Raw genomic sequence first — 25,385 nt, forward strand, 5'->3', positions numbered from 1 at the left:
CTGCTGGCAACTTTGACATTAGATTTTTTCAACCATTCTCAAAATAAGGTCTGCAGAGTTTTTCGCTGCTTTTGGTAAATACTGATCAAATGAAATATTTGATTCTTTTCCAGCAATATCTGAAAGAGAACGAATAATAACAAACGGTGCTCCGAACTGATGACAAACTTGAGCCACAGCGGCAGCTTCCATTTCAGCTGCTTGAAGCGCTGGAAATTTAGAACGTACAAACTCTACTCGATCAGCATCGTTCATAAATGAGTCTCCTGTTGCAATAAGTCCTGTTACAATCTTCATACCTTGGATTTCTTCCGCACTTTTCTCTGCTACAGCAACAAGCTTCTCATCTGGTAAAAATGCTGCAGGCATATTTGGCACTTGACCATATTCATAGTTGAAGATGGTTACATCTACATCATGGTGGCGAACTTCTGAAGAAATAACAACATCTCCAACGTTTAGCTCTGGATTGAAACCACCAGCAGAGCCTGTATTAATAATATAATCAGGCTTGAATCTTTCAAGTAGAACAGCTGTTGATAAAGCTGCGGTTACTTTTCCAATACCTGATTTTAGTAAGATAATTTCTTTTCCTTCATATTTTCCTGTTGTATATTCACAGCCTGCAATAACCGTTACATCGCGGTCTGTTAATTTTTCTCGTAAGATTGTCACTTCTTCTTCCATTGCTCCAATAATTGCGATTTTCATTTTTTGGCCTCTTTTCTTCAACAAATTTTGCATATAGTGCTTATTCTAACATTATAAAGAGGAAGTCGCTATATTTCTTCCTAAAACACATGCTAAAATAAAGAAACGTACTGACCAAACAGGAGGTGAAGAGTTGATGGGGTTACAGCTACAAATGATTCAAGATAAAGTCGAATTTTTTGAGGAGACAAGCATCGAAAAACTCGAATCAAAAATCAATGAGCAAATTGAAAATAACCGAGCTATTTTCCTAGAAGTACATCATGTTGGACATCAAACAATTGTTCACCCTGAGACAGGTGCTCGCCTTTATACAGCTGTTGTTCATTTTAAATTTAAAAAATAGCGCAGGAATACTCCTGCGCTATTTCTATTAGTTTACTTTTTCTGTTCCAATCGGCTGCCAGCCTTGACCTTCAACCCAGCGGATTTGAACTTTATATTGTTCACCAGTTGATTTGGATTTGATTGTTGCTTGTGATTCACTTCCAACAGTTCCACCAGGATTACGTCCTAGCCAGAGAACTGTCATATCATCTGTTGAAACACCTGTTGCTCCACTTACAGCTTGAAGCTGTGCATTCCAATCAGAAGTTCCTTTGTCATATGATGCTGTATGACTTCCTGCTTCTTTTTCTTTATTTTCTTTAATTTCTTCCTTACTTGAAGCCGCTGATGAAGAATCTTCTTTTTCATCTTCGTCGCCGTCCTCTTTTGTTGCTGTTTCATCATCTTCTTTTGAAGACTTTTCGTCATCTTTTGAAGATTTTTCTTCTTCTGCATCATTTGATGATTCGTCTTCATCATCGTTTGTTGCTACTTGCTCTTCATCTTCACTATCACTTGCTGAAGAATCATCTGTTGCTTCATCTTCACTATCACTTGTTGAATCATCATTTGATGATTCATCTGATGATGATTCATTATCTTTATTTTGCTCTGCGTTATCTTCGTCACTATTGCTCTTATTGGTTTGAACGTTTGCTGACTTTTGGTCACTATTCGCTGTAGTACTTTGCTTATCATCTTTACCATTCATAAACATTGTTCCAGCAATAAGGACAATTAAGACAGCCACAACAGCAATCAGCACGTTATAAACGCGATTCATTTTACGATTTTTATCGTGTTTTTGTGATCGTCTATTTTCCATTTGTTGCTTTCCTCCATCTTCATCACATAATGAATTATTGTAACATTACATTCCTGCTTCATGAACGGTTTTTAATAAGTTGAAGCATAATTGTAATATTTCATTTACGTTCACTCTGGTGATCGAGCTCATATACATTGTTTACTATATCATAAAATACGCCATTTGTTTTAGCCTCTTCATCTTTTACAGATAAATCAACGACCACAAGAGCATACTTTGGATTTTCTCTTGGAAAATAGCCAGCAAACCACTTATTAACAAGTGCCTTTTTATCACTGATTTGTGCAGTGCCTGATTTTCCAGCTACTTCATATGGAAGAGAAGCAAAGCGACGTCCTGTTCCTTTTTCTTCCTCTACAACACCATTAAGAAGCGTTTGAAGCTTTTCAGCCGTTTCTTTCTTAATCCCACCATCTTCTAACTCTTGTTTGGGAAAGGAGAAGAGCGTATTTCCATTTTTATATTGAATCTTATCAACGGCTCTCACTTCATATGCCTTCCCTCCACGTCCAATAGTCGCCATCATGTTTGCAAGCTCTAACGGTGAAGCTTTAACATTCAGCTGTCCAATTGATGTTTGAGAAATCGCATTTGGACTTTTAGTCGTATTATTTGTCCACACCATCCCCTTTTTCTCTTCTGGAAGCTGTGCAAAGTTTTGAAGATGAAACACTTCCCCGCTCCATCCTGCCTTCGTTGTTAATCCTAGCTTTTTAGCATACGTTTCTATCATATGCTCGTCTTTTGCCGTTATGTCTTTTCCGAGCTGTCCAAATGTAGCATTACAGCTTTCTGCAAAACTATCGTGAAAAGATAATGTACCTTGGTCTTTTTGGGCTTTTTTTCCGTAAATATTTGTTGAACAGTTAAATGTTCGGTTCTCCACGTTTGGTAATTGTTCAAGAGCTGCAGCTGCAATAACAGTTTTGAAAACAGATCCAGGGGTATAAGGAATAAGCATACGGTTATAGACTCCACCATCTCCATAAGGCTTGACCTCATTAATCTCAGGGCGGCTTACAAGTGCTTCAACAGTATTATTTTCAATATTCACAAGAACTGCTCCACCTTGCTTCAAACCGCTGCTGTCTACAATTTTCTCCACTGCACTTTGCTTTTCTTTATTGAGCGTTGTTTTCACTTTAACAGGATAAAAAGGGTTAGGAGCTCCCGTATACTTTACGTTCAAGCCAAATAAAGGGTTTCCTTGCCGATCTACATGATAGAGAAGCTTCGACTCCTCTTCCTGAATTAAAAATTCATCAAAAGCTGACTGCAGCCCTGTAATACCAACAGACGTTTGAGTAGAAAGTTCGCCTTCTTTTAGTCTCTCATCATAACGTTCGACAAGGAGATCTCTGTTTTGTCCTGTTAAACCAATTAAATGTTCTGCCAAATGTCCTCCGTCATCCTTTTGAAGAGGCACAGCAAAAAGGCCAGGAATCTTTAAACTATTGATGCTTTTCATTTCAGTTTCTGTGATTTCTTTCTCAATGACAACAGGCTCACTTGCTTTGTTTAACTTGTCTTTGAGCGCATATTCAGACATGCCAACAAAGGATGCCACCTTATCACTTGGCCACTTCAGTTCTTTTAAAAAAGGAAACATAACAAGAGATAATGAAGAATGGTGGGTAAGCGGCTCTCCATTTTGATCTACGAATTTTCCTCTCCCATCATCAATTACCATTTCTTGAGTACGCTGTCTTACACTTGCTTCTATTAAATTAATATGATGACGTGAAAAAGATTCTGTTTGAATAAGCTGAATTTGTGCAAGACGTGCTACAAGAATAAGCATAAAACATAAGAGGACAAAAGCTAATTTTTTCATTCGTTTATATGGTTTCATAAAAAAACACCTCGTTACAATTGTCGACGAGGTGTTCTTGTTTCAATCATTTTTTTATTAATTTACAGCTGTAATCTTAACAAGCATCTCTCCACCTGGTGTTTGAACAAGAACTTCATCACCAATGTGTTTGCCCATAAGCGCTTTTGCAATTGGAGAATCGTTAGAAATGCGGCCTTCAAATGGATCTGCTTCTGCGCTTCCTACAATTGTATACTGTTCTTCATCTCCATCAGGTTGCTCTACAAATGTAATCGTTTTACCAAGAGAGACTGTTGAAGAATTTTCGTCTCCTTCAATAATCTTAGCGTTACGAATCATTGTTTCAAGAGTTGAAATGCGGCCTTCAACGAAAGCTTGCTCATCTTTTGCAGCATCGTACTCTGAGTTCTCTGAAAGGTCTCCAAAGCTACGTGCAATTTTAATTCTTTCTACAACTTCTTTACGTTTTACTGTTTTCAGTTGCTCTAACTCCGCCTCAAGCTTTTCTTTCCCTTCTTGAGTCATTGGATATTCTTTTTCCGTTGCCATAACTCTTCACTCCTTCATATATAAGCGTGTCTCTACTTTGTAAAGAGATGCTTGTAAATAAACAGGCTATGTACTATAAGAAAGAAAATTTGTGAAATGGCGCCTAATAGGCGCCATTCTTCGTTCTTATCGTTTATCATATGCATCTTCTCTATACAAATACATTTTAAATGTTATCTACCATATCGTATTATAAAATAGCGTTTTGTTCAAGAATTGTTTGAATCTTAGTACACATCAAGTCAATTGCGACATGGTTTTGTCCACCTTCTGGCACAATGATATCTGCGTATCGTTTTGTTGGTTCTATGAACTGGTTATGCATTGGACGAACAACTTGTACGTATTGATCAATAACAGATTCCAGTGAACGACCTCGTTCTTTAATGTCACGTAGAAGACGACGCACAATTCGTAAATCTGCATCAGTGTCAACATAAAGTTTAATATCCATTAAATCACGCAGGCGATCATCTTCTAGTACAAGAATTCCTTCTACAATAATTACATCTTTTGGCTCTTCAATAATGATTTCTTCAGAACGAGTATGCATTGTATAGTCATATACAGGCTTTTCAATACTCTCGTAGCGAAGAAGGTTTTCAAGATGTTCTACTAAAAGATCATTGTCAAAAGCAAGCGGATGATCATAATTTGTTTGCAAACGCTGCTCAAGCGGTACACTGCTTTGGTCCTTATAATAGAAGTCTTGTTCTAAAAGCATAATAGAATGCCCTTGGAAATGTTCATAAATTGCTTTTGTTACGGTCGTCTTGCCTGAGCCTGAGCCTCCTGCAATTCCAATAACAACTGGTTTTTTCCCCATTTTAAATCTCCTTCCGCATCATGTTGTATGGGTAAAGGGGTTGTTCTACTTTAAATTGAACAATTTGCAATGGGTGTCTAGCTGCATCAAGCTCATTGCCTTTTTCATCCCAAATTTGCTCTACAACTGTTGTAAATGTCCCAATCTCTGGTCCAAAAAACTCGACTTCTTGTCCACGTTTGAAGAAATTACGTTGTTGCAATGTCACCATTTTCGTTTCTTCATTATAATCAAGCACAAGACCACAGAAATCATGTGTTGTTGTTTTGCTATGCTCTCCAAACATCTGCTCTTCATGTCCTGGTACGCCTTCAAAGAAAGCTGTTGCTGTTTCTCTATTTGCACATTTATTAAGCTCTCTTAGCCATTCTTCTTGAATTGTAAAATTGTCAGGATCTGCACAGTAAGCATCAATAACTTTGCGATAAACTGTTACAACTGTTGCAACGTAGTGAATAGATTTCATACGTCCTTCAATTTTCAAACTATCGATGCCCATCTCAATCATTTTAGGGATAGATTGAATTAAATTCAAGTCTTTTGGACTCATTGCAAATGGAGCATCTCCCTCGTTAAACAAAGGAGCTTCTTCATTATTTTCATCCATTTCGAATAAGTCATAGTCCCAGCGACATGACTGACAGCAACCACCGCGGTTTGAATCCCGCGCTGTCATATGATTGCTTAATACACATCGACCAGAATAAGCAATACACATTGCACCGTGGATAAACGATTCAATTTCAATATCTACTTTTTCTTTCATCTCACGAATTTCTTCTGCACTTGTTTCCCGAGCAAGTACAACGCGCTCTAATCCTTCTTCTTTCCAAAACTGGACAGCTTTCCAGTTAGCAAGCGACTGCTGGGTACTTAAATGTACTTCTAGTGATGGAGCTACCTTTCGACAGGTTTCAACAATTAGTGGATCAGCAACGATAATACCTGCTACTCCCGCTTTTTCAAGACCTTCTAGGTACTCTTCAAGACCATCGATGTTCTCATTATGCGCATAAATATTTGTTGTAACATAGATGCGTGCTCCATATTTCCGTGCAAAAGCCGCCCCTTCAGCCATTTCTTCCATTGAGAAGTTATCTGCATTTGAACGGAGGCCATATTCACGTCCACCGATAAAAACCGCATCTGCTCCGTAATGAACTGCTACTTTTAATTTTTCTAAATTCCCCGCTGGAGCAAGCAGTTCTGGTTTTTTAGTAATAACGCGTTTTCCATCTACAACCTCGTCTACTTTAATTGCCATTCCCTCTTCACTCCTCTTTAATAAACGGTTTCTTTAAAGAAAAACCCTGTATCAAGCATACGATTTTTCGGCTGAATTGCTTCTAATTCTTCTAATAATGCTTCCTTAACTTCTTCATATTTCTCTCGATTTTCAACACATAAATCAATAGCTTGACGATATTTCTTTGTGACGTCCAAAAGGTAATCGATAGATTTTAAAATCCCGTCAATTTTAAATGAATCAACGCCTGCATCTATCATTTCTTCAAGTTCATCAATAATACAAACATCATTTGGACTCATAATATGTGTTCCATTTTCATCTTCAAAAATCGGATACTTATTTCCACGTTCTTTATCTAACAAAAACATATTTTTAGTATCTTTTCGATTTTCAATTTCCATCGCTTTTTCTTGATATAAGAAATAGTGACCTAAAAGCGGGCGTTTTGATTGGAACATGCATGTCATCCCATGAACCTGAACTTCGATTTCTACTTCTGCATTTTCTTTAATTTCCACAATAGCATCCATGTTTAGCTCGCGCGCCAAAACAGCACGTTTTGAGCCTTTGCGTCCCCAATAGTTACAAACATACCAGTTTGTTCCTGTTGTTTCCGTACTCCAATGAAGAGTCATAGTTGGAGCTACTTCACGTGCTGTCATTAAGACAGCTGGATCCCCATAAACAATTGCATCAACACCTGCATCTTGTAAAAACAAAATATAGTTTTTTAATTCATCTACTTTGTCATTATGAAAAATAGCATTCATAGCTACGTACACTTTCTTATGAAGCCGATGAGCAACGTTGATAGCTTCTACAACGTCTTCACGCTTAAATTCTCCTGCTAAGCGTAAGCCGTAACGAGCCTCCCCAATTAAAAAAGCATCCGCTCCTGCTAAAGCTAATTTCTCAATGTCCCCAACACATGTGGGAGTAAGTAAAATCTCCGGTTTCTTCACATGTTTCACCTCTTTTGTGTACTAATTGCGATTCCATCTCCAATTGGTAATATTGCCGTTTGGAAATCTGAATGACCCATTAACCATTCATTATAGTCATTTATCTTCTTAATCAAACTTCGCTTACGACGTGTTTCAGCTTGGATTTCTCCTGTTACATACCCTTTAAAGAGCACGTTATCACTGACAACAATCCCTCGTTCAGAAAGCATTGGTGTATAAGCGTCAAAGAAACGCTTATATTGACCTTTGGCCGCATCGATAAAAATGACATCATAAGGTGCTTTGGCGTTTGCTTCTTCCACAGCTTCTAAAGCATCACCAAAGATAAGGGTAATATTTTCTTGTTGATCTGATTGAGCTAAAAAACGCTGCGCTTGCTTGTATCGCTCTTCATTACGTTCTATTGTTACAACCTCTGCTCCAAGCTCTTTTGCCATTCTTAAAGATGAATAGCCAATTGCTGTACCAATTTCTAAAATGCGTTTTGGCTGATAAAGGCGTAAAACTTGCAGAAGAGACTCAATGCTAACAAGTTCCATAATTGGAACGTGATTTTCTAAAGCGTACTCCTCCATTTCTAGGAGCAAATCATCTCTTTTTGGAACTAGATTTTCAATATAAGCGTTTATTTCATGAGAAAGCACTTGTCTTTCCTCCGATCATTTCAGTCCTGTTGATTGATATAGAACTACAATTCTAATATTATAAAGGTTTTCCCCTATAGAGTAAACCTTTATACTACGAAAATAATCTTTCTCACAAAAAAGGCTGTGAAAGATTCACAACCTTTTTTGTGGTACTTATTTTTGAAAACGTTCTTCTGTAATATGCTTTTCTTTTTCCTTGTTATGTTCTTCAAGCGTTTTTGTAAAGATGACCTCTCCACTTTCTGTTGCTAAGAAATATACATAATCCGTTTGTTCAGGAGATAAAGCAGCCTCAATCGATTCTTTCCCAGCACTTGCAATTGGTCCCGGTGTTAAACCTTTCACCTTATACGTATTGTAAGGTGAGTCCACTTCCAAATCTTTATAAAGTACTCGATCTTTATGACTTCCTAGTGAGTAAAGAACAGTTGGATCTGTTTGAAGACGCATACCTTTTTCTAGTCGATTATAAAATACGCTCGCTATCTTTTTACGATCGGTTTGGTCTGTTGCTTCTTCTTCGACAAGAGATGCCATTGTTAATATTTTATGAACCGTCGTTTTTTGTTTTTTTATCTCTGGTTGATATGGAGCAATAACATTGTTTGTTTTTTCAATCATTGCTTCTAGAATTTCCTCTAACGGAACATCTTTCTTATAAAATGAGTATGTAGCAGGATATAAATAGCCTTCTAGAGGATGCTTAATCTTTGAGTTATCAATCTCAGATGTAACTAAATCCGGATATTTCTTTTTCATATTGTTAATGAAAGCTTTATCTTCTAACTTTTGCTCTATTTCCTCTTTTGAAAACTTCGTTTCTTTTGAAATAAGAGTAGAAATTTCATCAAGCTGACGACCTTCTGGAACCGTAATTTTAACAGTTGCTTTGTTTGATACTTTTCCTTCTTGCAGGCGATTAATCATTTCTTTTGGACTCATTGCCTTTGTGAACTCATAGTTGCCTGCTTGGAAGTCGTTTAAGTTAGAAAACTTAGCATAGTAGCGAAACACAGTAGCGTTTTTTATTAAATCTTTATCTTCTAGCGTGTGAGCAATTGTGGAAACTGTTGAGCCTGTTGGCACAGACACAATAATTTCTTTCTTGTTTTCTTCGTCTACAGGGCTTAGAGCTGAATGAATATAAATATAAAGCCCAAGCGCTAAACCAACGAATAAAACAAATAAAATGGACAACACCCACAAAACCGCTTTGCGCACTTTTTTAGCTTCATTTTGTTGCTGCATTAACGTTTGTGAAAAATCAATCGGTTTATTTTTTCGTGCCAATCGTCACTCCTCCCTTTCCGCGATTAATTATACTACATCTTTAACTATTTTTCGCCAATATCGGACAAAAAAACACCTCTCCCTTCTTGCATAATTTTTCTTTATGCTTAAAATTACTCCGTTCTGTTCAAGATACAAATTATTGTACATAAAAAAAGCCGCTTCCTAAGCTTAGGAAGCGGCTTTTACTTTTTTACTCTTCTTCTGAATCAAGCGCATATAGCACTTCTTCAAGCATGTTCCATTCTTCTTCAGTTTCGATTGGCTGAAGTTCGCCATCTTCGCCTTCTCCATTTGGAATGAAGCTAGATGCATGAACGATTACTTCGCCTTCTTCTTCTGATTGAGCAATTGGAGAATAAAGAACGTATGCTTTGTTGAACTGATCAGAGTGGAATGTTGTAATAACCTCACAAAGCTGCTCGTCTCCATTTTCGTCAATTACTGTGATATGTTGTTCTCCGTGATCCATTTTGTCACCTCATTATGTTTTTTAAAATTGCTTGCTATCTAAATAACCTTGCAGAATAACGACAGCCGCCATCTTATCAATTACTTGTTTACGCTTTTTACGGCTTACATCAGCAGAAATAAGCATTCGCTGTGCCGCCATTGTTGAAAGACGCTCGTCCCACATTTCAACTTCAAGGTCAAATGTTGATTTTAGCTTTTCTGCGAAGGAAAGGCAAGCTTCACCTCTTGGACCAATTGTATTATTCATGTTTTTAGGTAATCCAACAATAATTTTGCTTACCTCATGTTCTTTAATAAGTTCTTCCAAGCGTGGCAATGCCTTGTTCAGTTGGTTTTCTGGAAACTTAATTGTTTCAATCCCCTGAGCTGTCCATCCCATTGCATCACTTGCTGCCACACCAATTGTTCTTGTACCAACGTCTAATCCTAATGTTCGCAATTTACGCTTCCTCTCGGTGGTTCTTTAAATAGGATTTCACAAGCTCTTCAATTAATTCATCTCGCTCAAGCTTGCGAATAATGTTACGTGCATCCTTATGTCTTGGAATGTAAGCTGGGTCCCCAGATAGCAAATAACCGACAATTTGATTAATTGGGTTGTAGCCTTTTTCTTTTAGTGCCTCATAAACCGTAAAAAGCACTTCATTTACGTTTGTATCTACTGGGTCTTCATGAAAATCAAATTTCATCGTTCGATCAAATGAACTCATTTTTTCCACCTCACTCATCGTCAACAAAAGAAACAGTTTTAATGCTTATTTTCATTGTACACGAAAAGTACGATGAATTAAACGGATTTTATCCACTGTTTCGCTGCGGACAAAGCATCTTGAATTTTACTTGGGTCTTTCCCGCCTGCCTGAGCCATGTCTGGACGTCCACCACCGCCGCCACCGCATACAGCAGCAACTTCTTTAACAAGCTTACCAGCATGATAGCCGTTCGAAATTAAATCTTTTGTAACTCCTGCAATAATATTTACTTTTTCATTTTGAGCAGAAGCTAAGACTACAATACCTGTCCCGATTTTGTTCTTCAAGTCATCAACCATCGTACGTAAATTATTCATGTCTGCTCCATTAACGCTATGAGCAATCACTTTCACACCGTTTACTTCTTCCACTTCATTGATTAAGTTCCCTGCTTCAATGTTTCCAAGCTTTGCTGCAAGAGATTCGTTTTCACGCTGTAGTGTACGAATTTCGTCTTTTAGTCCTTCTACACGCGTTACAACATCGCGAGGATTTGCTTTTAACACACTTGCTGCTTGATGTAACAGTGATACTTGCTCATTCATCACTTTGTAAGCAGCTTGACCTGTTACAGCTTCAATACGACGCGTTCCTGCTCCAATTCCTGACTCTGAAACAATTTTGAAAATACCGATAGAAGAAGTGTTCTCAACATGACAACCGCCGCAAAGTTCAAGGCTATAATCGCCAACTTGAACAACGCGTACAATATCACCATACTTCTCTCCGAATAAAGCCATTGCGCCCATTTTCTTCGCTTCATCAAGCGATTTGTTTGAAATAGCTACAGGAATGCTTTCCCATACTTTTTCATTAACAATTGTTTCAATTTTTTCAATCTCTTCAGGTTGAATTTGACCAAAGTGTGTAAAGTCAAAACGAAGACGATCCTGTGTTACAAGAGAACCTGCTTGGTTTACGTGCTCACCTAACACATCTTTTAATGCTTGATGAAGAAGATGTGTTGCTGTATGGTTTTTTACGATACTGTTGCGTTTATCAGTCGAAATTTCCGCTAAAACGGCCTGACCTTTTGCTAGCGTTCCTTCTACAACTTCTACTGTGTGAAGGTTTTGTCCATTTGGCGCCTTTTGAACATCTTTGACAAAAGCTTTTACACCTTCTCCTATGATTGTTCCTTTGTCAGCTACTTGTCCACCGCTTTCTGCATAAAACGGCGTTTCATTTAGCATAATCTGAACTTCGCCACTTGATGCTTCCTCCACAAGTTCACCGTCTTGAATAATAACTGATACAGCTGTATGAAGGCTTTCTTGACTATAACCAACAAACGTACTTTCTTCTTTAACCTCTCCAAGAAGTGCGTCTTGAACTTTCATTGAGCCCACATCTTGACGAGCTTCACGCGCTCTTGTACGCTGTGCTTCCATTTCTGCTTTGAAGCCTTCATAATCAATTGTCATGTTATGTTCTTCAGCGTATTCTTCTGTAAGCTCAATTGGGAAACCATATGTGTCATAAAGACGGAACGCATCTTCACCAGAAATGATTGTACTATCTTTTTCTTTTTCTTTAGCAATGACATCATTTAAGATTGCTAATCCTTCATGAAGTGTTTCATGGAAACGATCTTCTTCTGTTTTCATCACTTTTTGAATGAATTCGCTTTTTTCTTTTACTTCTGGATAGAAATCAACCATAATTTCAGCAACTGTTGGAACAAGCTCATACATGAATGGACGGTTAATATTAATTTGTTTTGCATAACGGACAGCACGACGTAATAAACGACGTAATACATAACCACGGCCTTCATTTGATGGAAGAGCTCCGTCCCCAACAGCAAATGCTACAGTACGAACGTGGTCTGCAACTACTTTAAATGCTACATCATGATCTGTATTCTCACCGTATTTTAAGCCCGAAATCTGTTCTGTTGCATCAATGATTGGTGTGAATAAATCAGTCTCAAAGTTTGTTTTTGTTTCTTGGATGATTGAGCACATACGTTCAAGGCCCATACCTGTATCAATATTTTTCTTTGGAAGTGGTGTGTATGTGCCATCTGGATTGTGGTTAAATTGAGAGAACACAAGGTTCCATACTTCTAAATAACGCTCGTTTTCCCCACCTGGATATAGTTCTGGATCACTTTCATCATCACCGTATTCTGGTCCACGATCATAGAAAATCTCCGTGTTTGGTCCACTAGGGCCTTCTCCAATATCCCAGAAGTTCCCTTCTAAACGAATAATGCGTTCTTCAGGTACTCCAATTTTATCTTTCCAGTAATCAAATGCTTCATGGTCTTCAGGATGAACTGTTACAGAAAGCTTTTCTGGCTCAAATCCAATCCAATTTTCACTTGTTAGAAACTCCCATGCCCATTCAATTGCTTCTTCTTTAAAGTATTCCCCAATTGAGAAATTACCTAACATTTCAAAAAAAGTATGGTGACGTGCTGTTTTCCCTACATTTTCGATATCGTTTGTACGAATTGCTTTTTGAGCATTACAAATGCGAGGATTATCTGGAATAACGCGACCATCAAAATATTTCTTTAAAGTAGCAACCCCACTATTGATCCAAAGCAGCGTCGGATCCTCGTGCGGCACAAGTGATGCACTTGGTTCAACGCTGTGTCCCTTCTCTTTAAAAAAGTCTAAAAACATTTGGCGAACTTCAGCTGAACTTAGCTTTTTCATGCTAATTCCTCCTTGTATACTATGTAAATGAAAACACAAAAAAAGCCCTAATCCCTCATTAATAGCAGGGACGAGAGCATTACTCGCGGTACCACCCTGATTACGAACCTTTTCGTTCGTCACCTCGATAGAGCACTAACGTAGCCTGCACGATAGGTTTATAAGCCTACACTCCGGATTAGCTTTCTGCTACTCTTCGCTTGGAACATTTTACAGCCTTGAATATTCCTCTCTTTGTAAGCGGGCTTTAGCATACTCTTTCCATCATCGTTTTGTTATATATTATAACCATTATGGCGCTATTATAGACAACTTTCCATGTGGTTGTCAATCACTTGGAGATGGGGATCTAATATAAGTGATCGTTACTTTCAATATAGCTAACAGCGGGACAGCTAAAATTAATCCTAATACTCCTCCAACTTCTCCCCCAAGTAAAAGAGCGAGCATAATGAGAAGCGGGTGAATGTGCAAGGATTTTCCAACAATAAGAGGAGACAATACATTACCTTCTAAAAATTGAAGCACGAAAATAATAATAACTACAATTACGACCATTTTCACTGAAATCGTAAAAGCAATAACAGCAGATGGAATTGCTCCAATAACAGGTCCGAAATATGGAATGATGTTTGTAACGCCAATGATTGTCCCAAGAAAAAATGGGTATGGCATATGAAAAATCCATAAAAGGATTGTTGCACATGCTCCAATGATAAAACAGACAAGAAATTGACCTCTTAAATAACTCCCTAGCGAATGGTCTACATCTTTAAGAAAACTCTTTCCTTTATCTCTCCATTTCGCAGGAGTGAGGATAAAAACAAAGTGCTTTATTTTATCGAAGTCTTTCAACATATAAAAAGCAATGAAAGGAATGAGGATGAGAAGAAAAAACATACTAAAAGCAGAGCGAATGCCGTCCGCAATTCGATTTAATATCCCTTCAAGCATTTTTTCTGTATCATCAATTGCTCCCTCAATTTTTGTATGAATACCGTCTGGTAAGGAAGATGTATGGTAATGAACTTGGCTTACCCATTCCTTATATGTTTCTACAAAAAGAGGAAGCTGATCCCCCACTTCCATTACCTGAACAAGAAAGAGTGGAATTCCCTTGTAAAGTCCATATCCGACTCCTCCAAAAAAGAGCAAATAAATAATAAAAAGGGCAAGAGGTCTTTGAATACCGCTTTTATGCAATTTCTCGACTGTTGGATGAAGCAAATATGTAATAAGCGCTGCTACGATAAATGGAGACAGTACTTTTAATAACATAAATAAAATTGGCAGCCATATATGCTGTAATTTAAAAAAGATAAACAGCGTTAAAAACAGTAGTAATAGAACACTTAATCGATAAAGCCAGCGAAAAGATACAGCTTTCATCATATCTTCCCTCCCTTCAAACTATAGTTTTGATTAAATGAAAAAAAACATGCACAAAAGAAAAGCCTTTTGAATCATTTTGATTCAAAAGGCTTTATTTAAAAAAAATTTTTCATAACGCGCTTGCGCATTTTTTTCATATTTCGTTTTGAAAAAAGATCGCTTTGACCATCTGTAACACGATTATATGCATATAAGCCAACACCTAAAGCAAGGACAGAAGAAAAAACTTTGTTCATGTCGACTCCTCCAAATTAAAAGTTAATTGTTCGATCTTCATCTGAAAACAAGTCATCGAGTGAACTTAAGCTCCCGTCTTCTTCAACTTGATGTGTATTAATTTTCCCTTTTGCAATTGTCATCTCAATGAAGCAGCCCCAGCAGTAATATTGATTGACTCCAATTTTCCCAACATCAATACTTTGACAATTTGGACAGCGTAACAATGTACAACACCTCTTTGTTCGTTTATAAGTGTTATCCATTGTTTCCACCATAAGGGAAAAACATACTACATAACAGAAGAACCTGAACACCTAAGTTGTTTCTTCGATTACATTTAGGTTATGAAATTTGGGTGAAATCATGTACTGTAACCTTTTCCATTCATACTGATTCCCTCGTTATGTTTTAGCCATGCAAGGGTATTCTAAAAAATAATAAGTGTATTTGTTTCATTTTTTTAAGCTTTTCTACTGTTTATTTAGAGGATTACAGGGTATTCATACATTGAAAGGAGGCCAGTTAGTATGTGGAATGCAGCAATGTGGGGCGGAATTTCAGGTTCTGCCGTATTAATCGGTGCACTAGCAGCTATGTTTATCCCTATTCGGAAAAAGATAATTGGTTATATTATGGCCTTTGGGACAGGTGTTTTAATTGGAGCCGCAGCATATGAACTTCTTGGTGATTCTCTCAATAGTGGTGGAGTAATTCCTACAAGCATTGGATTTGTAGCAGGAGCCTTTATTTTTACTTTTTTTAATTATATTGTTTCCAAAAAAGGAGCTGCAGAACGGAAACGATCAGAACAAAAGGTAGCGGCAAGCGGCGGTATTGCTATCTTTATCGGAACCATTATGGATGCAATACCAGAATCCATTATGATTGGAGCAAGTCTTTTAGAGGGACAATCTGTAAGTTTTCTGCTTGTTATTGCCATCTTTATTAGCAATATTCCTGAAGGGCTTTCAAGCACAGCTGGCATGAAAGATAACGGATATTCCAAGCAGAAAATCTTAATTTTATGGATTGCCGTTCTTGCTATTTCCACCTTTGCGTCATGGTCAGGATATTTCTTTCTTGATGGTGCTTCTGAAGCTGTTATGGCTAGTATTGCTGCATTTGCAGGAGGCGGAATTATTGCAATGGTCGCTTCAACAATGATGCCTGAAGCATATGACGATAGCGGTTCAACAACAGGACTTATTACTTCTCTTGGGCTACTCGTGTCCCTTTTATTAAATAATTTTTCATAAAAAAGTCCACAAAGAAGTTTCTCCTTCCTTGTGGACTTTTTTCAATCTGCTTCCATAAAATCATAAGGGGTAACGTTTTCCATCCCAATCATTGCATCTTTCATGAAAGGAGCTTCATTCTCATTCCATTCTTGCTCGTCTGCTTTTAAGAACGAAGCTAAAGTTGTCTGTCTTTTACCATCATCAGCTCGACTTATTCCAATTTTCAATGCTTCTTCTTCCCCACATAGAATAAGAAACTGTTTACTTCTTGTGATAGCTGTATAAATTAGATTGCGTTTTAACATTCTATAATAGCTTCTTACAACAGGCAGTACAACGATTGGAAATTCGCTTCCTTGTGATTTATGAATAGAGCAGCAATAGGCATGAGTAATTTGGTTAAAATCCGCTTTTGTATATGATACTTCATTTCCATCAAAAGAAATAACAAGCATATCTTGTTTTTCTGTATTTTCTTTTGCGTAAAAAACAGATACAATTTCTCCAATATCTCCATTAAATACATTGCTTTCTGGCTGATTAACAAGCTGCAATACTTTATCTCCAACGCGATATGAAACACTTCCATATTGAATTTCCCGTCTTTTATGGGACGAAGGATTAAAAAGCTCTTGAAGGGCCACATTGAGATGATCAATTCCTGCATTTCCTTTATACATAGGAGCTAACACTTGAATATCTCGAGCTGTAAATCCCTTCTTAATCGCATTCTGACATACTTGTTTAACAACTTCGGTAATTTGTCCTTGATGACAGGTTAGAAAGGACCGATCTCCTTGTGGCTTACGAATATCATCAGGCATTTTTCCATCTTTAATCATATGAGCAAGCTCAATAATTGAAGATCCTTCCTCTTGTCTGTAAATATCGACAAGACGAACAACGGGTACAATATCTGACGTTAGCAAGTCTGTCAATACTTGCCCAGGACCAACTGATGGAAGTTGGTCTTCATCTCCAACAAGAACTACTTGCATATCTTCTGGAAGAGCACGGAAAAGCTGGTGAGCGAGCCACGTATCTACCATTGAGACCTCATCAACAATGAGAAGACGACCTTTAATTGGATCTTCTTCATCATGATCAAATCCTTCTTGTCCATTCCATTTTAAGAGTCGATGAATCGTAACAGCAGGTAAACCTGTTGCTTCGCTCATCCGCTTTGCGGCTCTACCTGTTGGGGCTACAAGAAGAACGGGAAAAGGTTCGTCTTTTTTATAACTAGTTGGATCAAGAGAGCATCCATGAAGTTCAGCATACAGTTCAACAATCCCTTTAATAACCGTTGTTTTTCCTGTTCCAGGGCCTCCTGTGAGAACCATCATTGGTGACATCAGCGCTTTTTGAATTGCTTCACGCTGAGACGGCGCGTATTGGATGTCTAAGCGTTCTTCAAGTTCACCAAGCGCTAGTAGAAACTCCGACTCTGGGAATTGATCTTCGTACTGAGTTTGAGCTAAAAGATCCTCAATAACGTTTACTATTCCTTTTTCCGCATAGTAGAGGGATGGAATGTAGATTCTTTCTTCTTTTACAAAAAGCTTCTTTTCTTTTGTTAATGCTGCGAGACCTTGTTCTAAATCCTCTTCCTTGATTTCCTCATCTGAACGAAGAAGTTCAACAGTCCAATCAAAAAGCTGTGTTTGAGATAAATACGTATGCCCATCTTGTACACATTGTTTTTCAACTACAAAAGCAAGACCTGCTCGAATCCGGTCTGGATGAGCTCCTTTAATGCCAAGTTTTCCTCCAAGCTCATCTGCCCGTTTAAAGCCAATCCCGTCAATATCCTCCACAAGCTGATACGGATTTTCATTGATGATTTGTAGTGCTTCATGCTTATACGTTTGGAAAATTTTCATGGAAAGCTGAGGGCCAAATCCATATTGAGAAAGCTTGATCATAACATCTTCTAAACCGCGGTTTTCGACAAGCGCTTCATAGAGAGCATCGGCTTTTTCACTTGAAAGATTTGCTACATCTCGTAGATTCTCACGATCTTGAAGAATCCGTAAAATAGCTTGGTCTCCTAGTGTATCCACAATTTTTTCAGCTGTTTTCTTTCCGATTCCTTTAAATAGGTCACTTGAAAGATAAGAGATAACGCCTTCTCTTGAATGTGGAAGCTCTTTTTGAAACATATCTGCTTGAAACTGCCATCCAAAACGTGGGTGTTCTTTTAACTGTCCATAAAATGTATATCGTTCTCCCTCGTGTAAAGGAGGAAGATAACCTGTGACAGTAAGGTTGTCATCACTAATATGAACATTCGTTTCCCCAACCGAAATTTTAGCTACCGTATATAAGTTATCCTCATTATGAAAGATGGTTGCTGAAATCTTTCCTTTCACAAATGGACGGTCATCACTCTTATCTACAACATTTTTTAACTCTTCCTGCATGGCACACACCCCCTCTATTCGGACTGTGTTAAAATTCGTTTTGCATTGCCTGCAAGCAGGTGACCTTCATCAATCTTAAGCGCCTGATCTAGCATTTCTAATGCCTTTTCTCCGTCTTCTTTATAGGCATAACCAACGCCTAAGTTATAGTAAGCATCAGCATGGTTTTTGTCTTTTTCAATAACGCTTAAAAACTGTCGGATTGCCTCATCTACCATTTCAAGACGCGCTAAGCACAAACCATATTGAAATGTTGCTTCTATATCTTCTTCGTTTAATTCAACAGCTCTCTGTAAATACGGAAGCGCCAGTTTTACTTGATCTTCATTCATAAATGTTAAGCCAAGCATAAAGTGAACATCACTTGAATCTACCCCTTTTTGAAGCGCTTTTTGAAACTCAACGCGTGCTTTTTGGAACTGTTCGCCTTCGAAATAAATTGTTCCTGCCCCATAGTGCGCTGTTCCTGCTGTTTCATCAAGCTCAAGTGCTTTATCAAAAAAACGCAAAGCTCGCTCATTTTCTCCAACAGCTCCAAGCAAATTACCAAAATTAATATAAGAAACCGCGTTTCCTGGTTCTTTTTCAATTGCTTCTGTAAAAGCTTTAGCTGCTTCCTCTAGCTTGCCTTCTTGCATATATTGAATTCCTTTTGCATTTAAATCGCTCACTATTTTTCACTCCAAATAAAATTTATGTAAATACCTATAGTTTCTAAATCCATATGTCTATCATACACAATAGCCCTAGCCTTTAAAAGGCTAGGGCTTGTTGTTATACGTAAGTTAGTCGTTCACTTTCTTTGTACACTTCATCAATTGTTGCACCACCGAGACACTCGTCTCCATTGTAGAGTACAACAGCTTGTCCTGGCGTTATAGCACGAACAGGCTCATCAAACACAACGCGAATATGATTTTCATCAATCTTTTCCACTTTTACTCCATAATCGTTTTGACGATAGCGGAATTTCGCAGTGCATGTGAATTCATCACCCATTTCCTTATCACTTACCCAACTGACATTTGTTGCAATAAGAGAATGAGAGTAAAGAAGGTCATTATGAAAGCCTTGATCAACATAAAGAATATTTTTCTCAAGATCTTTTCCAACAACAAACCAAGGCTCGCCGCTTCCACCAATACCTAAACCTTGACGCTGGCCAATTGTATAATACATTAAGCCGTCATGTTTGCCTTTTACTTCCCCGCTTAACGTACGCATTTCACCAGGCTGTGCTGGTAAATATTGACCTAGAAACTCTTTAAAGTTACGCTCTCCAATGAAACAAATACCTGTGCTATCTTTCTTCGTTGCTGTTGCAAGCTCAGCTTCTTTTGCAATTTCGCGCACACGTGACTTTTCAAGTTCACCAATTGGAAATAGAACTTTTGAAAGCTGCTCTTGTGTAAGCTGATTCAAAAAGTACGTTTGGTCTTTGTTTTCATCAATGCCGCGCAGCATTTTGTATTCCCCATCACGATAAGCAACGCGCGCATAGTGACCTGTTGCTAAGTAATCTGCTCCAAGAGTCATTGCGTGATCAAGGAAAGCTTTAAATTTAATTTCCTTGTTACACATAACATCAGGGTTTGGCGTGCGTCCTGCTTTATATTCTTCTAAAAAGTACGTAAATACTTTGTCCCAATACTGTTTTTCAAAGTTAACCGCATAATATGGAATGCCAATTTGATTACAGACTCGAATGACGTCATTGTAATCTTCTGTTGCTGTGCAAACTCCAAATTCGTCTGTGTCATCCCAGTTTTTCATAAAAATGCCGATGACATCATAGCCTTGCTCTTTTAAAAGAAGAGCCGCAACAGAAGAATCAACACCACCGCTCATTCCAACGACAACACGGGTATCTTTTGGTGCTTTATTCATTTTTTCTCTTCCTCCGTTATATTTTTAATCTCTTTACTATAGCAGCTGTCTCACACGCTGCGCGAGCAATTTGCTCAGTTGTATTTCCAAGCCCAAAGCTAAATCGGACTGAAGATGTAACGCGTTCTGAACCTTTTCCAAATAGTGACACTAAAACGTGCGAAGGTTCAATTGATCCTGCCGTACATGCTGAACCACTTGAAGCTGAAATTCCTGCTAAATCAAGGTTAACAAGCAAGGACTCAATATTTACTCCTTCAAATGACACATTTAAAATATGAGGCAATGAAAATTGCGGATTTCCGTTCACTTCAAACTGTACCTCTTCTTTTACAAGCGTATCAATAAACAATCTTTTCCATTCATTATACTGCTCTGTTCGGCTTTCTAACGTGTCCATTGCAATTTTCACTGCTTCTGCAAATCCAACGATACTTGGAACATTTTCTGTACCAGCTCTTCGCTTACGCTCTTGTTCCCCACCGTATAAAAGTGGTGTAAAAGAAACGCTATTTCTGACATATAAAAAGCCAAGCCCTTTTGGCCCATTAATTTTATGAGAAGAAACCGACAGTAAATCAACACCAAGCTCATCTACTCGAAAAGGAACAACACCATAGGCTTGTACTGCATCAGTATGGAAAAAAGCTTGATGGTTTTTCAGTAGAGCTCCAATAGCTTCAATAGGCTCCATTGTCCCTACCTCATTATTCCCCATCATAATCGACACAAGAATAGTTTCATCTGTAAGCGCTGCTTTAATGTCTTCAATGCTCACTCTTCCCTTATTATCAACAGGCAAGTAAGTTACGCGAAACCCTTGCTTTTCAAGATACTCACAGGCATGAAGAACAGCATGATGCTCAATTTCTGTTGTAATAATGTGCATCCCTTTATCTTTGTTATGCAAAGCTGTACCAATAATAGCAAGGTTGTCCGCTTCCGTTCCACCGCTTGTAAAGATAATCTCATCTGGTTTTGCTCCAATGCTACTTGCCATGGTGTGGCGTGATTCATCAAGTAAATGCCTACTTTCTCTCCCAAATGAATGGATGCTTGAAGGATTCCCAAACGTTGTTTGCATAGCTTCGGTTACGACTCTAATGACAGAAGGATGAAGAGGCGATGTTGCCGCATGATCGATATAAATTTTTTCCACTCCGGTTCACTCCTTTAAAAACAGTTTCCTAAATATAAAACATATAGGCGTCATTATCGCCATCTTCGCTGTGATTCGCTAAATCTTCAAGCGTTGTGTTTTCAAGCACTTCTTTCACAGCATCACGAATTCGCAGCCATAACTCCCGCTTTGCTGGCTCTTCCTGTTCAATCCCTTCTACAGGACTAATTGGACCTTCAAGAACGGAAATAATATCTCCAGCTGTAATATCTCCTGGCTCCTTGGCAAGTAAATAGCCACCGTACGCTCCGCGAATACTTTTCACAAGTCGAGCATTGCGAAGAGGGGAAATAAGCTGCTCTAGATAGTGCTCTGATAAGTCATGTGCTTTGGCAATACTTTTTAACGAGATTGGACCTTCACCATGATTTTTTGCTAATTCAATCATAATTGTTAAGCCGTAACGTCCTTTTGTTGAAATTTTCAAATTCAGCACCCCTTCATAATTCACTAATGTATACACACATGTTCTTTTTTATCTATAAACGATTCACATCTTTAACTAGAAAACAATATAAACAAACTAATATGATTAAGCTAATGTAATATGTTAATGTAAATAATATATTTTATACTATTTCATTATAGCCTTCAACCTTTGACATTATAGCATATTATGAAGATATCGTGCATGTTTTAGACCCTTATATGAGAAGGGATCAAATTACATTTTAAATAGGAGAGATTGTTTAATGAATCACAACCCATTAGCTTACAGAATGCGCCCTTCTTCCATTGATGAAGTAATTGGACAAGAACAGCTTGTTGGAGAAGGAAAAATCATTCGCCGTATGGTTGAAGCAAATCAGCTTCGCTCCATGATTCTTTATGGTCCCCCAGGAACAGGGAAAACAACGATTGCTACAGCAATAGCTCGAAGTACTAAAAAGCCATTCCGACAGCTTAATGCCGTTGTACACGCCAAAAAAGACCTAGCTATTGTAGCAGAAGAAGCTAAAATGTCTGGAAGTGTCATCTTACTTCTTGATGAAGTCCATAGACTTGATAAAGGAAAGCAAGATTACTTACTTCCTTTTTTAGAGAACGGACAGATTATTTTAATTGGAGCAACAACAAGCAATCCATATCATGCTATAAATCCAGCAATAAGAAGCCGCTGTCAAATCTTTGAGGTTACACCGCTTTCTTCACAAGAAATTAAACTTGCCGTAACACGAGCAATTGAAGATAAAGAAAAAGGCCTTGGTAAAGAGAAAATTATGATTACTGACGAAGCATTAGAACACTTTGCAACAGCTTCAAATGGGGACGTTAGAGCAACCCTTTCAGCACTTGAACTCGCTGCCCTCTCGACGAAACAAAACGAACAAGGAGAAATTGAAATTACCCTTGATGTTGCAGAAGAGTGCCTTCAAAAAAAAGCGCTCGTTCATGATAAAGATGGTGACGCTCACTATGATGTTTTGTCTGCTTTTCAAAAATCCATTCGAGGCAGTGATGTAAACGCAGCTCTTCACTATCTTGCTCGTCTTATTGTGGCAGGTGATTTGGAAAGCCTAAACAGAAGATTGCTCGTTATTGCCTATGAAGATGTTGGACTTGCCAATCCACAGGCAGGAGCACGTACCCTTTCCGCCATTGAAGCATCTGAGCGGCTCGGTTTTCCAGAAGCACGCATTCCTCTTGCAAATGCTGTTGTTGACTTGTGTCTTTCTCCAAAATCAAACTCTGCTTACAAAGCACTTGATAAAGCGATTGAGGATGTAAAAAACGGAAAAAGCGGGGAAATCCCTCTACATCTAAAAGATGCGCATTATAAAGGAGCTGGAAACCTCGGCCGTGGCGTTGAATACAAGTATCCTCATGATGCTCAATCAGGTTGGGTAAATCAGCAATACTTGCCTGATTCACTTATTAGAGCACAGTATTATAAACCCAAGCATACCGGAAAATATGAACAAGCTTTGAGTCAAGTGTATGCTAATATTAATAATAAAATGAAGAAGTAAGAAGGAGATGGATATGAAAAGAAAGATAGCCGTTGTAACAGGTGCAAATTCTGGCATGGGACTTTCAACAACAATTGGTTTAGCAAAAGAAAACATACATGTTGTGATGGCTTGTCGCAATCAACAGCGCGGAGAAGAAGCGCTTCGACTAGCAAAGGAAAAAAGCGGCGCTTCTCATATCGAACTTTTACTTTGTGATTTGGAAGACTTTGATAGTATATCCCACTTTGTCGAACAGTTTACAAACAAATGGGATGTACTAGATGTTCTTGTAAACAATGCTGGAGTTGTTTCTCTGAAAAGGAAAGTAACAAAAGAAGGATATGAAGCACAGCTTGGTGTTAATCATCTTGGACATTTTCTGTTGACCTTTCTTCTTTTGGATTCTTTAAAAGCTGCTCAAAAAGCAAGGATTGTTAACGTCTCCTCTGGTGCTCATAAATGGGGAAGAATTCACTTTGAAGATATGAATTTAGAAACTAACTACAGTGTTATGAAAGGATACGGGCAGTCTAAACTCGCCAATATCTTATTTACAAAAGAGCTAGCTAAACGTCTTTCACACACTGATATTACAGTAAATGCTCTCCACCCAGGAGCAGTGAGCACAAATTTAGGAATTAACCGCTCTACTGGATTTGGAAAAAGTGTTTATAAAGTATTAAATCCTTTCTTTCAATCTCCTGATAAAGGAGCAGAAACAGCTCTCTATCTTGCCAAGAGTACTGAAGTTGATGACGTAACAGGTGGCTACTTTTATAAACAGAAACCTGCCCGTGTTTCAAAAAGAGCTAAAGATCCTTATCTAGCACAGCTTCTTTGGGAGTGGAGTGAAGAAGAACTCTCTAAAAAAGGATATAAAAAATAAGCCAGGGGGTCCCCTGGCTTATTCGTCACCAACGCGCTTAATTTTAATATCTTTCAAAAGATCATTAATGACATGTCCTCCCATAATGAGCCCTGCTACAGATGGAACAAAAGCGTTTGAAGAAGGTGGCATTTGAGCCTTACGAATCTTCGCGTCTTCTTTTCCTACATATTTTTTCACTTCATCACGGATGACAATCGGTCTTTCGTCTGAAAAGACAACTTTAATTCCTTTATGAATTCGTTCTTTTCGTAAACGTGTGCGAATGACTTTTGCCATAGGATCTGTATGTGTTTTTGAAATGTCTGCAATACGGAATCTTGTTGGATCTGTTTTATTTGCAGCTCCCATACTTGAAATGATGGGAATGTCTCGTTTTAAGCACTCTTTCATAAGATGAATCTTATATGAAATCGTATCAGAGGCATCAATAATATAATCCAAATTATGAGCAAAAAATTCTTCATACGTTTCCTCTGTATAAAACATTTTCAAACTCACAACTTCGCATTCTTTATTAATGTCGTGAATACGCGCCGCCATTAAGTCTACCTTTGGTTGCCCTACTGTTGACAAGAGCGCATGAATTTGGCGGTTAACGTTTGTAATGTCAACATCGTCCTTATCCACAAGCACGATTTTTCCAACGCCTGTACGTGCTAGTGCCTCAGCCGCAAATGACCCAACACCACCAACACCAAGCACAGCAACAGTGCTGTTTTTTAATGTTTCTAGTCCTTCTTTTCCAATTGCTAATTCATTACGAGAAAACTGGTGTAACATGTATTTCACACTCCGTTATTTATATTAGTCAAGTTAGCAGTGTTATTATAACATCTTGCCCAATTCATGAGAAAACCCTATGCAAATAAATTGCATAGGGTTGAATAAGTTAAGTTACATGTCCCAATCGTGCCGTCCTTAAGTTCCTAAGTTTTGAACCCGCTCTCGGCAGGTGGGTGCTCTAATCTAACATTTGTACGTCCTTATGAAAGGCATGTACGCCAGTTAAAAACTTCAAGCTCCCTAATATATAGCTGTTCGGTCAAAACAACAGGCAATGAGACGAACACATCAGGACTGTTAATG

Annotated in this window: 26 protein-coding genes and 1 other RNA gene; 4 read left to right on the forward strand and 23 right to left on the reverse strand. The window is 38.1% G+C overall.

All coding sequences use genetic code 11. The annotated features are described in order from the left end of the window. Positions 1-18: 18 nt before the first annotated feature. The gene (gene mtnN, locus BM012_RS02910; protein WP_061802058.1) at positions 19-711 is read right to left on the reverse strand and encodes a 5'-methylthioadenosine/S-adenosylhomocysteine nucleosidase; all 693 of its coding nucleotides are present in this window, start codon (positions 709-711) and stop codon (positions 19-21) included. Between the two features lie 136 nt (positions 712-847). On the opposite strand from mtnN, the gene BM012_RS02915 reads away from it, so the two are divergent. Further along, positions 848-1,057 (forward strand): DUF2536 family protein, encoded by a 210-nt coding sequence (locus BM012_RS02915; protein ID WP_019391394.1) that lies wholly within the window; start codon positions 848-850, stop codon positions 1,055-1,057. A gap of 27 nt (positions 1,058-1,084) precedes the next feature. Here the strand turns inward: BM012_RS02915 and BM012_RS02920 are convergent, their stop codons facing one another. From BM012_RS02920 to BM012_RS02990, 15 genes are all read right to left on the reverse strand, one after another. Next, positions 1,085-1,864 (reverse strand): YrrS family protein, encoded by a 780-nt coding sequence (locus tag BM012_RS02920; protein ID WP_061802059.1) that lies wholly within the window; start codon positions 1,862-1,864, stop codon positions 1,085-1,087. A 100-nt stretch (positions 1,865-1,964) separates the two neighbouring features. Continuing rightward, a complete protein-coding gene (locus BM012_RS02925) occupies positions 1,965-3,719 on the reverse strand; it encodes a peptidoglycan D,D-transpeptidase FtsI family protein (RefSeq protein WP_061802060.1) in 1,755 nt (584 codons plus the stop codon). Positions 3,720-3,776: 57 nt separating this feature from the next. After that, positions 3,777-4,250 carry a transcription elongation factor GreA gene (gene greA, locus BM012_RS02930; protein ID WP_019391391.1) on the reverse strand — a complete coding sequence of 158 codons (474 nt, stop codon included), beginning with the start codon at positions 4,248-4,250 and terminating at the stop codon, positions 3,777-3,779. 190 nt (positions 4,251-4,440) lie between these two features. Beyond that, positions 4,441-5,076, reverse strand: a complete 636-nt coding sequence (gene udk / locus BM012_RS02935; RefSeq protein WP_061802061.1) for a uridine kinase — start codon at positions 5,074-5,076, stop codon at positions 4,441-4,443. Position 5,077: 1 nt separating this feature from the next. Next, on the reverse strand, positions 5,078-6,340 hold the full coding sequence (locus BM012_RS02940) for a peptidase U32 family protein (protein ID WP_061802062.1): 1,263 nt from the start codon (positions 6,338-6,340) through the stop codon (positions 5,078-5,080). 17 nt (positions 6,341-6,357) lie between these two features. Next, positions 6,358-7,287 carry a peptidase U32 family protein gene (locus BM012_RS02945; protein WP_061802063.1) on the reverse strand — a complete coding sequence of 310 codons (930 nt, stop codon included), beginning with the start codon at positions 7,285-7,287 and terminating at the stop codon, positions 6,358-6,360. Between the two features lie 5 nt (positions 7,288-7,292). After that, positions 7,293-7,934: an O-methyltransferase gene (locus BM012_RS02950; RefSeq protein WP_061802064.1), complete on the reverse strand. Its 642-nt coding sequence runs from the start codon at positions 7,932-7,934 to the stop codon at positions 7,293-7,295. A 156-nt stretch (positions 7,935-8,090) separates the two neighbouring features. Then, positions 8,091-9,185, reverse strand: a complete 1,095-nt coding sequence (gene mltG / locus BM012_RS02955) for an endolytic transglycosylase MltG (RefSeq protein ID WP_061802328.1) — start codon at positions 9,183-9,185, stop codon at positions 8,091-8,093. A 235-nt stretch (positions 9,186-9,420) separates the two neighbouring features. Continuing rightward, positions 9,421-9,699 (reverse strand): DUF1292 domain-containing protein, encoded by a 279-nt coding sequence (locus BM012_RS02960; RefSeq protein WP_019391385.1) that lies wholly within the window; start codon positions 9,697-9,699, stop codon positions 9,421-9,423. Positions 9,700-9,720: 21 nt separating this feature from the next. Next, positions 9,721-10,140 (reverse strand): Holliday junction resolvase RuvX, encoded by a 420-nt coding sequence (gene ruvX, locus BM012_RS02965; protein WP_061802065.1) that lies wholly within the window; start codon positions 10,138-10,140, stop codon positions 9,721-9,723. A 1-nt stretch (position 10,141) separates the two neighbouring features. Beyond that, positions 10,142-10,411 (reverse strand): IreB family regulatory phosphoprotein, encoded by a 270-nt coding sequence (locus tag BM012_RS02970; RefSeq protein ID WP_019391383.1) that lies wholly within the window; start codon positions 10,409-10,411, stop codon positions 10,142-10,144. A 77-nt stretch (positions 10,412-10,488) separates the two neighbouring features. After that, positions 10,489-13,119 (reverse strand): alanine--tRNA ligase, encoded by a 2,631-nt coding sequence (alaS, locus tag BM012_RS02975; protein WP_061802066.1) that lies wholly within the window; start codon positions 13,117-13,119, stop codon positions 10,489-10,491. Positions 13,120-13,446: 327 nt separating this feature from the next. Then, positions 13,447-14,511, reverse strand: a complete 1,065-nt coding sequence (locus tag BM012_RS02980; RefSeq protein ID WP_172461068.1) for an AI-2E family transporter — start codon at positions 14,509-14,511, stop codon at positions 13,447-13,449. A gap of 95 nt (positions 14,512-14,606) precedes the next feature. Next, the gene (locus tag BM012_RS02985; RefSeq protein ID WP_074842759.1) at positions 14,607-14,747 is read right to left on the reverse strand and encodes a YrzQ family protein; all 141 of its coding nucleotides are present in this window, start codon (positions 14,745-14,747) and stop codon (positions 14,607-14,609) included. A 15-nt stretch (positions 14,748-14,762) separates the two neighbouring features. Continuing rightward, entirely contained in the window at positions 14,763-14,954 is a 192-nt protein-coding gene (locus BM012_RS02990; protein WP_061802067.1) for a hypothetical protein, read from the reverse strand. A 303-nt stretch (positions 14,955-15,257) separates the two neighbouring features. Here BM012_RS02990 and BM012_RS02995 point away from each other — a divergent pair, with 303 nt between their 5' ends. Further along, on the forward strand, positions 15,258-15,986 hold the full coding sequence (locus BM012_RS02995) for a ZIP family metal transporter (RefSeq protein WP_061802068.1): 729 nt from the start codon (positions 15,258-15,260) through the stop codon (positions 15,984-15,986). Between the two features lie 41 nt (positions 15,987-16,027). Here BM012_RS02995 and recD2 read toward each other — a convergent pair whose 3' ends face one another. The 5 genes from recD2 to cymR form a co-directional block, all read right to left on the reverse strand. Continuing rightward, on the reverse strand, positions 16,028-18,391 hold the full coding sequence (gene recD2, locus BM012_RS03000; protein ID WP_061802069.1) for an SF1B family DNA helicase RecD2: 2,364 nt from the start codon (positions 18,389-18,391) through the stop codon (positions 16,028-16,030). Between the two features lie 14 nt (positions 18,392-18,405). Then, entirely contained in the window at positions 18,406-19,062 is a 657-nt protein-coding gene (locus tag BM012_RS03005; RefSeq protein ID WP_061802070.1) for a tetratricopeptide repeat protein, read from the reverse strand. 103 nt (positions 19,063-19,165) lie between these two features. Next, on the reverse strand, positions 19,166-20,278 hold the full coding sequence (mnmA, locus tag BM012_RS03010; RefSeq protein ID WP_061802071.1) for a tRNA 2-thiouridine(34) synthase MnmA: 1,113 nt from the start codon (positions 20,276-20,278) through the stop codon (positions 19,166-19,168). Positions 20,279-20,294: 16 nt separating this feature from the next. Further along, the gene (locus BM012_RS03015; protein WP_061802072.1) at positions 20,295-21,437 is read right to left on the reverse strand and encodes a cysteine desulfurase family protein; all 1,143 of its coding nucleotides are present in this window, start codon (positions 21,435-21,437) and stop codon (positions 20,295-20,297) included. A gap of 28 nt (positions 21,438-21,465) precedes the next feature. Next, positions 21,466-21,885, reverse strand: a complete 420-nt coding sequence (gene cymR / locus BM012_RS03020) for a cysteine metabolism transcriptional regulator CymR (RefSeq protein ID WP_019391373.1) — start codon at positions 21,883-21,885, stop codon at positions 21,466-21,468. Between the two features lie 265 nt (positions 21,886-22,150). On the opposite strand from cymR, the gene BM012_RS03025 reads away from it, so the two are divergent. Beyond that, the gene (locus tag BM012_RS03025; RefSeq protein ID WP_061802073.1) at positions 22,151-23,428 is read left to right on the forward strand and encodes a replication-associated recombination protein A; all 1,278 of its coding nucleotides are present in this window, start codon (positions 22,151-22,153) and stop codon (positions 23,426-23,428) included. 13 nt (positions 23,429-23,441) lie between these two features. Then, entirely contained in the window at positions 23,442-24,296 is an 855-nt protein-coding gene (locus BM012_RS03030; RefSeq protein WP_061802074.1) for an SDR family oxidoreductase, read from the forward strand. Between the two features lie 18 nt (positions 24,297-24,314). Here the strand turns inward: BM012_RS03030 and BM012_RS03035 are convergent, their stop codons facing one another. Beyond that, positions 24,315-25,079 carry a tRNA threonylcarbamoyladenosine dehydratase gene (locus tag BM012_RS03035; RefSeq protein ID WP_061802075.1) on the reverse strand — a complete coding sequence of 255 codons (765 nt, stop codon included), beginning with the start codon at positions 25,077-25,079 and terminating at the stop codon, positions 24,315-24,317. Positions 25,080-25,195: 116 nt separating this feature from the next. After that, a non-coding RNA gene (gene ssrS / locus BM012_RS03040) (6S RNA) lies at positions 25,196-25,380 on the reverse strand. Positions 25,381-25,385: the final 5 nt, after the last annotated feature.

It is taken from the genome of Priestia endophytica DSM 13796 (assembly GCF_900115845.1).
Taxonomy (GTDB): Bacteria; Bacillota; Bacilli; order Bacillales; family Bacillaceae_H; genus Bacillus_I; species Bacillus_I endophytica.

Bases quoted from the DNA above. Each gene is read 5' to 3' on its own strand.
- BM012_RS02925 (WP_061802060.1), bottom strand. From the start codon at position 3,719: ATGAAACCATATAAACGAATGAAAAAATTAGCTTTTGTCCTCTTATGT.
- BM012_RS03035 (WP_061802075.1), bottom strand. From the start codon at position 25,079: ATGTTACACCAGTTTTCTCGTAATGAATTAGCAATTGGAAAAGAAGGA.
- recD2 (WP_061802069.1), bottom strand. From the start codon at position 18,391: ATGCAGGAAGAGTTAAAAAATGTTGTAGATAAGAGTGATGACCGTCCA.
- BM012_RS02995 (WP_061802068.1), top strand. From the start codon at position 15,258: ATGTGGAATGCAGCAATGTGGGGCGGAATTTCAGGTTCTGCCGTATTA.
- BM012_RS02985 (WP_074842759.1), bottom strand. From the start codon at position 14,747: ATGAACAAAGTTTTTTCTTCTGTCCTTGCTTTAGGTGTTGGCTTATAT.
- mnmA (WP_061802071.1), bottom strand. From the start codon at position 20,278: ATGAATAAAGCACCAAAAGATACCCGTGTTGTCGTTGGAATGAGCGGT.
- BM012_RS02920 (WP_061802059.1), bottom strand. From the start codon at position 1,864: ATGGAAAATAGACGATCACAAAAACACGATAAAAATCGTAAAATGAAT.
- mtnN (WP_061802058.1), bottom strand. From the start codon at position 711: ATGAAAATCGCAATTATTGGAGCAATGGAAGAAGAAGTGACAATCTTA.
- BM012_RS03030 (WP_061802074.1), top strand. From the start codon at position 23,442: ATGAAAAGAAAGATAGCCGTTGTAACAGGTGCAAATTCTGGCATGGGA.
- alaS (WP_061802066.1), bottom strand. From the start codon at position 13,119: ATGAAAAAGCTAAGTTCAGCTGAAGTTCGCCAAATGTTTTTAGACTTT.
- BM012_RS02960 (WP_019391385.1), bottom strand. From the start codon at position 9,699: ATGGATCACGGAGAACAACATATCACAGTAATTGACGAAAATGGAGAC.
- BM012_RS02980 (WP_172461068.1), bottom strand. From the start codon at position 14,511: ATGATGAAAGCTGTATCTTTTCGCTGGCTTTATCGATTAAGTGTTCTA.
- mltG (WP_061802328.1), bottom strand. From the start codon at position 9,185: ATGCAGCAACAAAATGAAGCTAAAAAAGTGCGCAAAGCGGTTTTGTGG.
- BM012_RS03025 (WP_061802073.1), top strand. From the start codon at position 22,151: ATGAATCACAACCCATTAGCTTACAGAATGCGCCCTTCTTCCATTGAT.
- BM012_RS02940 (WP_061802062.1), bottom strand. From the start codon at position 6,340: ATGGCAATTAAAGTAGACGAGGTTGTAGATGGAAAACGCGTTATTACT.
- BM012_RS02915 (WP_019391394.1), top strand. From the start codon at position 848: ATGGGGTTACAGCTACAAATGATTCAAGATAAAGTCGAATTTTTTGAG.
- udk (WP_061802061.1), bottom strand. From the start codon at position 5,076: ATGGGGAAAAAACCAGTTGTTATTGGAATTGCAGGAGGCTCAGGCTCA.
- greA (WP_019391391.1), bottom strand. From the start codon at position 4,250: ATGGCAACGGAAAAAGAATATCCAATGACTCAAGAAGGGAAAGAAAAG.
- BM012_RS02970 (WP_019391383.1), bottom strand. From the start codon at position 10,411: ATGAGTTCATTTGATCGAACGATGAAATTTGATTTTCATGAAGACCCA.